This is a genomic window from Nonomuraea sp. NPDC049646 (assembly GCF_044465525.1).
GTDB lineage: Bacteria > Actinomycetota > Actinomycetes > Streptosporangiales > Streptosporangiaceae > Nonomuraea.
Window position 1 is genome coordinate 361,540 of sequence record NZ_JBITLU010000002.1, and the last position, 12,698, is coordinate 374,237.

13 protein-coding genes are annotated in these 12,698 nt (G+C 74.9%); all 13 read left to right on the forward strand.

What is annotated here, in order from left to right; genetic code table 11:
* Positions 1-27 precede the first annotated feature (27 nt).
* The 13 genes from ACIBQ8_RS06485 (at position 28) to ACIBQ8_RS06545 (ending at position 12,647) form a co-directional block, all read left to right on the forward strand.
* A complete protein-coding gene (locus ACIBQ8_RS06485) occupies positions 28-1,446 on the forward strand; it encodes a LysR substrate-binding domain-containing protein (protein ID WP_397191349.1) in 1,419 nt (472 codons plus the stop codon).
* A 47-nt stretch (positions 1,447-1,493) separates the two neighbouring features.
* Complete coding sequence (locus ACIBQ8_RS06490; RefSeq protein ID WP_397191350.1) at positions 1,494-2,132, forward strand: TetR/AcrR family transcriptional regulator; 639 nt, start codon at positions 1,494-1,496, stop codon at positions 2,130-2,132.
* A gap of 12 nt (positions 2,133-2,144) precedes the next feature.
* Positions 2,145-2,429, forward strand: coding sequence for a DUF6204 family protein (locus tag ACIBQ8_RS06495; RefSeq protein ID WP_397191351.1), 285 nt, complete (start codon positions 2,145-2,147; stop codon positions 2,427-2,429).
* Between the two features lie 29 nt (positions 2,430-2,458).
* Complete coding sequence (locus ACIBQ8_RS06500; protein WP_397191352.1) at positions 2,459-3,019, forward strand: helix-turn-helix domain-containing protein; 561 nt, start codon at positions 2,459-2,461, stop codon at positions 3,017-3,019.
* Between the two features lie 43 nt (positions 3,020-3,062).
* Entirely contained in the window at positions 3,063-3,593 is a 531-nt protein-coding gene (locus ACIBQ8_RS06505) for a GNAT family N-acetyltransferase (RefSeq protein ID WP_397191353.1), read from the forward strand.
* A gap of 160 nt (positions 3,594-3,753) precedes the next feature.
* On the forward strand, positions 3,754-5,052 hold the full coding sequence (locus ACIBQ8_RS06510) for an alpha-amylase family protein (RefSeq protein ID WP_397191354.1): 1,299 nt from the start codon (positions 3,754-3,756) through the stop codon (positions 5,050-5,052).
* Between the two features lie 176 nt (positions 5,053-5,228).
* Complete coding sequence (locus ACIBQ8_RS06515; RefSeq protein WP_397191355.1) at positions 5,229-5,861, forward strand: DNA/RNA non-specific endonuclease; 633 nt, start codon at positions 5,229-5,231, stop codon at positions 5,859-5,861.
* A 61-nt stretch (positions 5,862-5,922) separates the two neighbouring features.
* Complete coding sequence (locus tag ACIBQ8_RS06520) at positions 5,923-6,516, forward strand: biotin transporter BioY (RefSeq protein ID WP_397177874.1); 594 nt, start codon at positions 5,923-5,925, stop codon at positions 6,514-6,516.
* On the forward strand, positions 6,516-7,856 hold the full coding sequence (locus ACIBQ8_RS06525; protein WP_397191356.1) for an AMP-binding protein: 1,341 nt from the start codon (positions 6,516-6,518) through the stop codon (positions 7,854-7,856). Before ACIBQ8_RS06520 ends, ACIBQ8_RS06525 begins: the two co-directional genes overlap by 1 nt.
* 1 nt (position 7,857) lies before the next feature.
* Entirely contained in the window at positions 7,858-8,982 is a 1,125-nt protein-coding gene (locus tag ACIBQ8_RS06530) for a thiolase family protein (protein WP_397191357.1), read from the forward strand.
* Positions 8,979-9,653, forward strand: coding sequence for an energy-coupling factor ABC transporter ATP-binding protein (locus ACIBQ8_RS06535; RefSeq protein ID WP_397177877.1), 675 nt, complete (start codon positions 8,979-8,981; stop codon positions 9,651-9,653). The genes ACIBQ8_RS06530 and ACIBQ8_RS06535 overlap by 4 nt, the downstream gene beginning before the upstream one ends.
* Positions 9,650-10,255 carry an energy-coupling factor transporter transmembrane component T family protein gene (locus ACIBQ8_RS06540; RefSeq protein WP_397177878.1) on the forward strand — a complete coding sequence of 202 codons (606 nt, stop codon included), beginning with the start codon at positions 9,650-9,652 and terminating at the stop codon, positions 10,253-10,255. The genes ACIBQ8_RS06535 and ACIBQ8_RS06540 overlap by 4 nt, the downstream gene beginning before the upstream one ends.
* Before the next feature lie 133 nt (positions 10,256-10,388).
* A complete protein-coding gene (locus ACIBQ8_RS06545) occupies positions 10,389-12,647 on the forward strand; it encodes an exo-alpha-sialidase (protein WP_397191358.1) in 2,259 nt (752 codons plus the stop codon).
* Positions 12,648-12,698: the final 51 nt, after the last annotated feature.

Here is a 12,698-nt window from a genome sequence, read left to right on the forward strand (position 1 = left end):
TTGTAATGGGATGTACAATCTGAGGTTATGGAACTGAGGCAGCTGGAGTACTTCGTCGCGGTGGCCGAGGAGCGCAGTTTCACCCGCGCGGCCGAGCGGATGCACATCAGCCAGTCGGGCGTCAGCGCCCAGATCCGGCAGCTCGAACGCGAGCTCGGCGCCGAGCTGTTCGACCGGTCGGCGCGGGTGGCCACGCTCACCGTCGCGGGCAAGGCGGCGCTCGAACACGCCCGCGCCGCGCTGGCCGCCGCCGGTGCGGTGGGTCAGGCGGTGGGCGAGGTGACCGACCTCATCCGCGGCACGCTGACGGTCGGCATGGTGCTCGGCTGCACGATCACGCCCCTGTTCGACGCGCTGGCCGCCTTCCGCCGGGCGCATCCAGGCGTGGAGCTGACCATGCTGGAGGACAACTCCGACAAGCTGGTCGAGGGGGTCCGTGGCGGCGCGCTCGACCTGGCGCTCATCGGCGCCGCGAACGCCGTCCCCGAGGGCCTGGAGTCGTTGACGATCGTCAGCGAGCGGCTGGTCGCGGCCGTCCCGCCGGAGCATCCGCTGGCCGGTCGGGGGCGGCTCACGCTGCGCGACCTGGGCGAGCACGCGATCGTGTGCATGCCGCGCGGCACGGGGCTGCGGGCGGTGTTCGACGAGGCGTGCGCGGCCCAGGGGGTGCGGCCGGCGATCGCGTTGCAGGCCGGCGCCGCCGACGCCATCGCGGGCCTGGCCGTCCGCGGCCTCGGGGTGGCGATACTCAGCGAGTCGATGGCCGCGCCGCACCGCGACCGGCTCACCGCGCTGCTCATCGACGACGTGCGGGCGCCCGCGCTGCTCGCGCTGGTCTGGCGGGAGGGCGGCGGCCCGGCGGTGCGGGCGCTGGTGCCGCACGCCCGCCGCGCGTTCGCCGGCGGCCCGGACGGCCTCGACGCCCCCGACGCCCCCGACGGCCGTCAGGTTTCCCTTGACACGGCGGGCCGTCAAGGACAGGCTGACAGCATGACGACACACAGCAGGAGCGCCCACGAGGCGGCGCCCGTCGGTCGGCCGGTGACGAGATGCTCGTTCTGCGGCAAGTCGCAGGAGGAGGTCAGGAAGGTCGTCGCGGGCCCCGGCGTCTACATCTGCGACGCCTGCGTCGACCTGAGCCACCAGATCGTCCAGGACGAGCTCCGCAAGGAGAGCCAGGAGGGCGAGGCCGCGCCGGACGGCACGTCGCACCCCCACTCGGGCCCCGACCCGGCCGACAGGTACGTCACCGGCATGTCCGACGACGACGTGCTGGCCGCCCTGCCCCGCCAGGCGCTCACCCTCGAACAGGCCGAGCGCGACCTGCGCGCCTGGGTGGGCATCCTGCGCGACCGCAACGTGACGTGGGCCAGGATCGGCGAGGCCCTGGGCATCACCCGCCAGGCGGCGTGGGACCGGTTCGCCGCCGACGTCGAATCCCGATGACGGCCCTAAAACTGCAATCCACTTCACTTTTGCAGTAGAGTCCTGTCATGACCGAAGGGCTTCGCGAGCGCAAGAAGCGCAAGACCCGCCGGCACCTCTCCGACGTGGCGATCGGGCTGTTCGTCGACCGCGGCTTCGACCAGGTCACGATCGCCGAGATCGCCGCGGCGGCGGAGGTGTCGGTGAACACGCTCTACAACTACTTCACCGCCAAGGAAGATCTCGTGCTGCCGCCCGAGGAGGCCTCGCCGCAGCGGCTGGCCGACATCGTGCGCGAGCGCGCGCCGGGCGTGTCGGCGGCGCGGGCGGTGCTCGCCCGCCTGCGTGAGGAGGTGCGCGGGCGCGAGCGCAGCCTGGGGCTGACGGACGGGTTCGGCCAGGTGCTGGAGATGATGCTGGCCGCTCCCACGTTGCGGGCGCGCCTGGAGGAGCTGGGCCGGCAGATGACCGACGCGCTCGCCGTCACGCTGGCCGAGGAGACGGGGGCCGGGCCGGGCGATCCGCTGCCGCGGGCCGTCGCCTGGCAGATCGGCTGCCTGCACTCGCTGGTGTACGCCGAGGTCGGCAGGCGGGTGGCCGTCGGTGAGCGGCCCGACGCCATCGCCGAGGCCGTGCTGGAGCTGCTGGACGTGACCGAGGCCCTGTTCGGCGAGCCCTTGCTGACCTATGCCGTACGGGAGGGCTGAGCGTTGTTCCGGGTGACCATCCGCGGGAAGTTCGACGGGATCGACGAGGAGGGGCGGGCCGCGGTGCTGGCGGCGCACGACACGGCCTACACCGAGACGGGCACGTTCACCCACGACGGCACCGTGTCGGCGTTCACCTTCCGCTGCCAGGTGCCCGCCGGGCCGGACGACGGGGAGCACGAGGCCACCGGCCGGGCGGTCGCGGCACTGGAGGCGTACGGGGTGCCGTACCGGGTGCTGCAGGTCGCGGTGACCGACATGCGGGACATCAGGATCCGCCGGAAGGGCGGTCGCTGATTTCCCGTATCTGGGATATCGTCCCGGATATGGGACAGGATTTGGACGAGCGGCTGGCCGGGCGGCTCGCCGAGCTGCGGGTCGAGCGCGACTGGTCGCTCGACGAGCTGGCGCGGCGGGCCGGGATCAGCCGTTCGACGCTGTCCCGGCTGGAGCGCGGCGAGATCAGCCCCACCGCCGCCCTGCTCAACAAGCTCTGCGCGGTCTACGGGCGCACGATGTCGCGCCTGCTGGCCGAGGTGGAGCCGGAGCCGGCGCAGGTGGTGCGGGCGGCGTCCCAGGCGGTGTGGCGGGACGAGAGCTCGGGCTTCGAGCGTCGTTCGGTCTCGCCGCCGCATCCGGGGCTGCGCGGCGAGGTCGTCGAGGGGCGGCTGCGGCCGGGCGCGGACATCGCCTACGACGAGCCACCGGTCGCCGGGCTCGAACAGCACGTCTGGGTGCTGGAGGGCGTCGTGGAGATCACCGCCGAGGGCCGCGTCCACCGGCTGGAGGCGGGCGACTGCCTGCGGTTCCGCCTGTGGGGGCGGTCGCGCTTCCGCTGCCCGGGGGCCGCGCCGGTCCGTTACGCCCTGCTCGTCGTCCTGCCCTGAACGCAGCCCGCACCAAGCCCCCTCCCGCAGAAGGAGCCCTCTCGTGCACACCGTCACCCGCATGTCCGCGCAGGAGTTCGCCGGCAGCGTCGAGGAGCTGGCCGTGCTGCTGGCCGACGCCGTCGACGGCGGCGCCTCGGTCGGCTTCCTCAAGCCGTTCGGCCCGGAAGTGGCGGCGGCCTGGTGGCGGGAGCAGGAGGCGGCGGTGGCCGAGGGCGGCATGGCGGTGTGGGGCTGCCGCGACGCCGACGGCTTCCTGGCCGGCACGGTCAGCCTGGTGCCGGCCCGCAAGCCCAACTCGCGGCACCGGGCCGAGCTGGTCAAGCTCCTGGTGCACCGCCGGGCGCGCGGGCGCGGGCTGTCCCGCCTCCTGCTGGCCGCCGCCGAGGAGGGCGCCGTCGCGGCCGGGGCCGGCCTGCTGGTGCTCGACACCGAGACCGGCAGCGCCGCCGAGCACGTCTACCTCACCGGCGGCTGGACCCGCTACGGCGTCGTGCCCGGCTACGCCGGCGCCCCCGACGGCACCCCGCTCGACTGCAGCTTCTTCTACAAGCACCTCACGGCCGGCGCGTGAGGCGTCGCGGCTCGTGCATGAAGCGGGGCGGGCCGGTCGGCGGGGGAGGCGTCGCGGCGCCACTGTCGCGGCTCGCGCGTGAGGCGGCCGGGGCCCCGGCGGTCGGGCGGTGGCGGGGCCCCGCCTAGAATGGGCTTCGGATCTTCATCGGGGGGTTGACGTGCCGTCCTGGGCAGAGCAGGCGATCTTCTGGCACGTCTACCCGCTGGGCTTCCTGGGCGCCGAGCGCGCCGCCGTGCCGGGGGTCACCCACCGGCTCGCGGGCCTGACGCCGTGGCTCGACCACGCCGCCGCGCTGGGCGCCGACGGGCTGCAGCTCGGCCCGATCTTCGCCGCCGAGACCCACGGCTACGACACCCTCGACCACTTCCGCGTCGATCCGCGCCTGGGCGACGACGGCGACTTCGACGCGCTGGTGTCGGCCGCGCACGAGCGCGGGCTGCGGGTGGTCCTCGACGGCGTCTTCAACCACGTGGGCCGCGGCTTCCCGCGCTTCCAGCAGGCCCTGCGCGAGGGGCCGGGCTCGGCGGCCGCGCGCTGGTTCCGGCTGCGCTGGCCGGACGGCGGCGGCGCTCCGGCGCACGACGACTTCGAGGGGCACCAGTCGCTCGTCGCGCTCGACCACGCCGAGCCGGCCGTCGCCGAGCACGTCGCGGCGGTGATGGCCCACTGGCTCGACCGCGGCGCCGACGGCTGGCGGCTGGACGCCGCCTACGCCGTGCCGCCGGAGTTCTGGGCGCGGGTGCTGCCCCGGGTGCGCCGCGGGCGGCCCGAGGCGTACGTGGTGGGGGAGGTCATCCACGGCGACTACGCCGCGTTCGTGGCCGAGACCGGCGTGGACGCGGTCACCCAGTACGAGCTGTGGAAGGCGATCTGGAGCTCGCTCAACGACCGCAACGCCTTCGAGCTGGCCTGGGCGCTCAAGCGCCACACCGCCTTCGCCGAGTCGTTCGTGCCGCTGACGTTCGTCGGCAACCACGACGTCACCCGCCTGGCCAGCCGCCTGGCCGACGAGCGCCACCTGCCGCACGCCCTGGCCGTGCTGATGACGGTCGCCGGCACGCCCTCGCTGTACGCCGGCGACGAGTACGCCCTGCGCGGCGTCAAGGAGGAGCGCGAGGGCGGCGACGACGCCGTGCGCCCGGCGTTCCCCGCCTCCCCGCTGGAGATGCCGCCGTCCGGCCTGCCTGTCCTCGACCTGCACAAGCGGCTCGTCGCGCTGCGCCGCCGGCACCGGTGGCTGTCGCACGCCCACACCACCGACCTGGTCCTGTCCAACCAGCTCTACGCCTACGAGAGCCGCTCCGGCGGCCACGCGCTGGCCGTCGCGCTGAGCACCTCCGACGAGCCGTCGCAGGTCAGGCTGCCCTTCTCCGGCAGCCTGGCGGCCGGCGACGGCGTCCTGGACGGCTCGCTGCTGACCCTGCCCCCGCACGGCTGGGCCGTCGTCGAGCCCTGAACAGGGCGACCTACCTGTAATCACTACGAACAGTAGCGTTCCAGCAACGTTCCGCTACAACGTCGTCGGGGCATCACTATCGCGACAAAGCCGACGCGCTCGCCGACCGGGCGAGGCAGCCCGCCGGAGCGGGCCCGTCGTGCGTCCCCCCGCGAGAGGAATGCCTTCTCATGCCCATGACCCGGCTCCCCCCTGTCCTGTGCGCCGCCGCGCTGGCGGCCGCCACCCTGACCGCCCCCGCCCAGGCCGCCGGCACGGACGCCGCCGCCTGCGTCCGGCACCTGGCCAAGAACCACACCTACAAGGACGGCTCGCGCACCTACACCACCGACGGCGCCGGACGGCCCGCCCAGGCCCTGGCCCCCCAACTGGCCAGGAAGGCGGCCGCGCGCAGCGGGTGCGAGGCCACCGTCGGCAACTGGGGCGGCAGCGGCGACTGGCAGGGCGGCCATCTCATCGCCTCCTCCTTCTCCGGCGCCAGCATGCGCTACAACCTGGTCCCCATGCGCGGCAGGCAGATCAACCAGGGCCTGATGCTCCGCGTCGAGAACGGCGCCCGCGCCTGCCTGGAGGCCAAGGGCGGCGCGGTGGCCGACTACCGCGTCGAGGTGCACTACCCCGACGGCACGACGGTGATCCCCGACCGCATCCACGTCTCCATGGCGGCGACGATCTCCGGGGTGTCCCGGCGGGTCACGGTCACCTTCCCGAACGCCACCCTGTCGGCCCGCGACCTGGACTCCTGGCACACGAAGATCACCAACGCGTTCCGGACGGCGCACTGCATGAGCGCCTCTGACAAGGCGTAGCCACCGCTGTTGTGGGAACCCTGCATGCGGGATCGACCCGTTCTGGTGTGGGATCGTCCTCATGATGAACGCAGGAAGACGGCGGCGGTTCCCCACCGGTGACCTGGCCAGGATCGCGGTGTTCGCCGCGCTGATCGCGGTGCTGGGCGCGCCGGGCGCGGTCAACGTGTTCGGCAACGCGGTGCCGATCACTCTCCAGACGCTCGGCGTCATGCTGGCCGGGGCCATCCTCGGCAGCCGGCGGGGGGCGCTGGCGGTGGTCGTGCTGCTGGTGCTGGTCGCGGCCGGGCTGCCGCTGCTGGCGGGCGGGCGGGGCGGGCTCGGCGTGTTCACCGCCGCCTCCGCCGGGTTCCTGATCGGCTGGGTCCCCGGGGCCGCGGTCACCGGGCTGCTGGTGGAGCGGGCCGGCCGGACGCCGAGCCTGCTGCGGCTGCTGGTGGCGTGCGCGGTGGGCGGCATCGGGGTGGTCTACCTGGTCGGCGTGCCGGTGCAGGCGCTGGTCACCGGGCTGCCGCTGGCCAAGGCGCTGTCCCTCAGCGCCGTGTTCCTGCCGGGCGACGCGCTCAAGGCGGTGGTGGCCGCGCTGGTGGCCAGGGGCACGCAGCGCGCCTATCCCGACGCCGTTCCGGCCGTCCACCGCGAGCGGGTGGGCTGATGCCGGTCGCCGGGCACGTCCTGCGGCACGCCGCCGACAGCCCGTCCCGGGTCGCGCTGCGCGGCCCGGCCGGTTCGCTGACCTACGGCGAGCTGGCCGGACGCGTCCAGGGCGGCGCGCGGCGGCTGCGCGGGCGCGGCGAGCTGGCCGCCATCGCCCTTCATGACCCGGTCGAGCTGCTGGTCGCGGTGCTGGCGGCCGATCTGGCGGGGGTGACGCCGCTGGTGGGCGATCCGGCCTGGAGCCCGCAGCGGTGGGCGCGGGTGGCCGGCGCGGCGGGCGCCGACCTGCGGGTGGACGAGCCGCTGACGTCCGCGCCGGGCGCGCCCCTCGTGCCCGAGCCCCGTCCCGGCGACCGGGCGTGGGCGTGCTTCACCTCCGGCAGCACGGGCCGGCCGCGCGCGGTCGCGCGCACCCGCGCGTCCTGGACGCGCTCCTTCCCACACCTGACCGAGCTGACCGGCATCGGGCCGGACGACGTCGTCCTGGTGCCCGGCCCGCTGGTCTCCTCCCTGTACGCCTTCGCCGCCGTGCACACGCTGGCCGTCGGCGCGACCGCGGTGGTGCCGGGCGGGCGGCCCTCGGCGGCGTCGCTGCGCGCGGCGACCGCGATCCACCTGGTGCCCCACCGGCTGCCCGAGGTGCTGGAGCAGGCTCCCGGCCTGCGTACGGCCGTCGTCGGCGGCGCGGCGCTGAGCGGGCAGGCCCGGGAGCTGGCCGGGCGGGCCGGGGTGCGGGTGATGTCCTACTACGGCGCGACCGAGCTGTCGTTCGTGGCCTTCGACCCCGACGGCGGCGGGCTGCGCGCCTTTCCGGAGGTCGAGATCGAGGTCAGGGCAGAGCCGGGGCGCGCGCTGGGCGAGGTGTGGGCGCGCTCGCCGTGGCTGGCCGACGGCTATCTGGGCGGCGCGAGGGGTCCGCTGCGCCGCGACGGCGCGGGCTGGATGACGGTCGGCGACCTGGCCGAGCCGTACCGGGCCGGGCAGGTGCTGCGGGTGCGCGGGCGCGGCGACGGCGCGATCCAGACCGGCGGCGCGACCGTCGTGCCCGAGGACGTCGAGGCGGTGCTGCGGAACGTGCCGGGTGTGGGGGACATCGTGGTGATCGGGTCGCCGCACCCGTCGCTCGGCTCGGTGGTGACCGCGGTGGTGGAGGGCGCCTCGCCGCCGCCGCGCGCGCTGCTGGAGGCCGTCGCGCGCAGCGGGCTGGACGTGGCGCAGCGGCCCCGCCGCTGGTACGCCGTCCCGGCCCTGCCGCGCACCGGGTCGGGCAAGCCGGCGCGCGGCCTGGTGGCCGACCGGCTGGCCGGCGGCGACCCCGAGCTGCGGAGGCTGGTCTGACGTGGGCGGACGACCCGTCGTCGTGGCGGCCCGCCGTACGCCGATCGGCACGGCCGGGCACGCCTTCAAGGACGTGACCGTCGACCGGCTGGCCGCCCCGGTGATCGAGGCGGTGGCCGCCGAGGCCGGCCGGCCGGTGGACGACGTGGTGCTCGGCAACTGCATGGGCCCCGGCGGGAACGTGGCCCGGGTCTCGGCGCTGGCCGCCGGGCTCGGCCACGGCGTGCCCGGCCTGACCGTCGACCGGCAGTGCGGCAGCGGGCTGGCGGCGATCCTGGTGGCCGGGCAGGCGGTGGCCGCGGGTGAGATGGACCTGGTGATCGCCGGGGGAGCCGAGAGCGCCTCGACCGCGCCGCTGCGCACGCCGCGGGGCTCCGACCGTCCCTACGACCGGGCGCCCTTCGCCCCCGAGGGCCACCCCGACCCCGACATGGGCCCGGCCGCCGAGGCCCTGGCCGGCGCGTACGGCATCGGCCGCGACCGCCAGGACGACTACGCCCGCCTCAGCCACGCCAAGGCGCTGGCCGCCCGCGCGGCGGGCGCCTTCGACGAGGAGATCGTGCCGGTCGGCGGCCGGCACGAGGACCAGCGTCCCCGGGCGCTGCGGGCGGCGTCGCTGGCCCGGTTGCCCGCGGCGTTCGTGCCGGGCGGTACAGTGACCGCCGGTAATTCCTCCCCGGTCAGCGACGGCGCGGCCGCCGTGGCGCTGGCGCCCGAGCGGGCCGGCCTGCCGGGGTTGCGGCTGTTGGCCGGGGCCGTCGTCGGGTGCGATCCGGCGCTGCCCGGGTGGGGGCCGGTGCCCGCGGTCCGCCGGGTGCTGGCACGTGCGGGGGTGGACATGGGACGGGTGGCCGCGGTGGAGATCGTGGAGGCGTTCGCGGCGCAGGTGCTGGCCGTCACCGACGCGCTCGGCCTCGACCCGCTGGACGCCGACCGCGATCGGGTGTGCGCGGGCGGCGGCGCGCTGGCGCTCGGCCATCCGTGGGGCGCGACCGGCGCGGTGGTGGTGACCAGGCTGTTCTCCAGGCTGGTGCGGGCCGGGGCGCCCGCGGGCACGCTGGGGCTGGCGGCCGCCGCGGTGGGCGGCGGGCTGGGCGTGGCCGCGCTGTTCGAGGTGGTCGCGTGATCGAGTTCGCCGACGTGCACGTCCGGCTGGGCGGCCGCGACGTGCTGCGCGGCGTCACCGCGAGCCTGGCCGAGCGCCGGGTGGGCGTGGTGGGCGCGAACGGCTCGGGCAAGAGCACGCTGGCCCGGCTGATCAACGGCCTGGCGGTGCCCACCTCGGGCGAGGTCACCGTGCTCGGCCTGGACACCCGCCGTCAGGCCGCGCGGATCAGGCGGCGGGTGGGGTTCCTGTTCACCGACCCCGACGCGCAGATCGTCATGCCGACCGTGGCCGAGGACGTCGCCTTCTCCCTGCGCCGCAAGGGCCTGCCGCGCGAGGAGGTCGAGCGCCGGGTGCACGACGTGCTGGCCCGGCACGGCCTGGACGGGCACGCCGACCATCCCGCCCACCACCTGTCCGGCGGCCAGAAGCAGTTGCTGGCCCTGTGCGCGGTCATGGTGCTCGAACCCGACATCCTGGTCATGGACGAGCCCACGACGCTGCTCGACCTGCGCCATTCGCGGCAGGTGGCCGCGTTGCTGCGGGAGATGCCGCAGCAGGTGGTGGCGGTGACGCACGACCTGCCGCTGCTGGCCGGGTTCGACCGGGTGCTGGTCCTGGACGAGGGCCGGGTGGTCGCCGACGGCACGCCGGCCGAGGCGATCGGCCACTACACCGAGCTGATGGCGTGAACGGGCTCACCGGGGCGTACGTGCCGGGCGGCTCGTGGCTGCACCGGCTGCCGCCCGGGGTCAAGCTGGCGGGGCTGGCGGTGTCGTGCACGGTGCTGGTGCTGTTGCGGGCGCCGGTGGCGCTGGCGGGGGCGGCGGTCGTGGCGGCGGCGCTGTACGCGTCGGCGCGGGTGGGGGGACGGGCGGCGTGGGCGCAGGTCCGGCCGGTGCGCTGGTTCGCGGTGGCGCTGTTCGTGCTCCAACTGGTGTTCGCGGACCTGGACGCGGCGGTGTCCTCGACGTTGCGGGTGGTGCTGGCCGTGGCGCTGGCGGGGCTGGTGACGCTCACCACGCGGACGGCGGACATGCTGGCGGCGCTGGAACGCGTCCTGTCGCCGGTCAGGTTCGTGGGGCTGGACCCGTTCCGGCTGTCGTTGCTGCTCTCGCTCACCGTGCGCAGCGTGCCGGTGGTGGCGTCGCTGGCGGTGCGGATCAGGGAGGCGCAGCGGGCGCGGGGGGTCGAGCGCAGCGTGCGGGCCTTCGCGGTGCCGCTGGTGGTGGGCGCTCTGCGGCACGCGGACGCGCTGGGCGAGGCGCTGTCGGCCCGCGGCCTCGACGATTGACCCCCACTTCATCACAAAGCGGACATAAGGCAGTTACAACTTACACCTCCACTTTTGGGCAAATATAGCCTTCTTGCGTAAATAAACGACAAAACGGACGTCGATCGTTCGTTGCGCAAGGAGTCCTTCCCCCGTGCTGCCCACAAGAGCGCTGCTCGCCGCCTGCCTGCTGGCCCCCCTTCCCGTCGTCCTGCAGGGGACGGCGCACGCGGCCGCGTACTGCTCGATTCCCGACACGCCCGCCCTCACCGCCCAGGAGTCGGGGCCGCGTGAGGGCTATCTGGCCGGATCGGGCAGCGACGCCTTCGTGGACTGGGTCTACCCCAGCCCGCGCCCGGCGGCCAAGGAGCCGACGGCGGCCCAGCGCCGCGACTACGCCGGCTTCCCCAACCTCACCGCGATCGACGTGGTCAGGCCCGACGGCACGCCCGGCCAGAAGCTGATCGCCACCTGGTCCACCAACGTGGACGCGGTCATGGCCCAGACCAGCGGCATGGCGGTCTCCGACGACGGCGGCCTGACCTTCGGCCCGGCGCGCGGCACGCCGCTGCGCGAGGCGCCGGTGCAGTTGCACGACGGCCGCCTGTTCGGCACCGCCTACTACCTGTCGAAGGTCGACGCCCGCACCAACGAGCTGGACGTGCACACCTCCACCGACCTCGGCCAGACCTGGGACACCGCCAAGGCCACCTTCACCAGCCCGGACGAGCTGGTCGGCGGCGGCGTCGCGCACGGCGTGCCGATCCAGCTCGCCGACGGGACCGTCCTGGTGACCGTCTACGCCCGCTACACCGCCACCGGCGGCAAGAACCAGGCCGAGCTGTACGCCAGCGCCGACGGTGGCCGGACCTTCGCCCGCCGCGGCGTCATCGCCCGCCCGGCCGGCGAGGCGACGTACAACGAGACGGCCGTCGAGCAGACCGCCGACGGCAGCCTGCTGGCGGTCATGCGCAAGGACGGCGGCACCTACTCCACGCTGGCCTGGAGCCGTTCGACCGACGAGGGCCGCACCTGGTCGGCGGTGCGCGACCTGCAGCTGTCCGGCCAGAGCTGCACGGTGCGCGGCGTGGCCCCGCGCCTGCTGCTCATGCCCAACGGCGTGCTGGTGCTCAGCGCGGGCCGCCCGGACGACTGGCTGGCGATCTCCCCCGACGGCCGCGGCGACTCCTGGACGCAGCAGCGCGTGACCTACCACAACCGCGACGGCGTCTATGACACGCACGGCTCGTCCGGCTACACGGCGCTGGCCGCCGTCGGCGCCAACCGGCTGGTCCAGCTCTTCGACAACTGCAAGCTGCCCGGCGTCAAGGCCGACGGCACGCTGAACGAGACCGCCTGCCCGGCGAGCGGCAGGTTCGAGAACGGCGGCTGGTACGCCGTCAAGCGCCGCCACCTGGACGTCCTGGCCCCCGGCGCGGGCCGCATCGACCTGGCCGCCAAGCAGCGCGCCGGCGAGCTGACCGTCGAGACGAACATGACCTGGGCCGACGCCCGGCGGCCGCGGGTGCGCCCCGACGGCGCCTTCGACGGCAGCACCGCGTACTGGTCCAGCGCCGTCTCCCAGGGCCCCGGCGAGTACGTCCTGCACCTGGACCGCGAGCAGACCTTCAACAGGATCGGCCTCAGCCTGCGCCCGGGACACCCGGCCTCGGCCAGCGTCTACGTCTCCAAGGACGGCGCCGACTGGGGACGGCCGGTGGCCACGGTCACCGGGCGCACCGACTACGCGCTGCGCCACCAGCCGGTGAACGCCACCGGCCGGCACGTCAAGATCGTCGTGGAGGCCACGCCGGGCTGCGACGCCGAGATCGGCCCGAGCTGCGCGATGCTCAACGAGGTCGAGCTGTACTCCACGACCGACACCTTCGACAACGACCCGATCTGGCTGCGCCCGCGCGGCTACCAGAGCCTGTCGGCGGCGTGGGTGTCGCCTTACGAGGTGGGCGCCGACCGCGCGCTGACCCTGTCGGACAAGTCCACCACCTTGATGGCCAAGGCGGCCCGCACCACGACCGCGAGCGCGCGCAAGACCCTGGAGTTCCGCTACAAGCCGGTCAGCGTGACCAACTCCTTCCTGTTCACGGTGACCAGCGGCACGACGCCGGCCTACCACCTGAGCATCAGCAGGGCCGGCGCGGTCAGCCGCTACGACGCCGCCGCCAAGAAGTGGACGACCCTGGCCCCCGCCGGGACGGTCGGCGACGGCTGGACCAGGCTCCGCCTGGAGGCCACCACCTCGGCCGCCACCCTGTACGCCGATGACCGGCAGATCGCCACGCTGCCCCGCACGTCCGCCGTGACCTCGATGGACGGCTACGCCTTCAGCAGCGCGGGCACCGCCCCGACCGGCGACGAGGCGCTGTTCGACGACGTGCGGTTCGAGGACCGCTGACCTCGCGCGGCGGCGCGGGAGCGTGCCCGCGCCGCCACCTTGGCCTGCCTT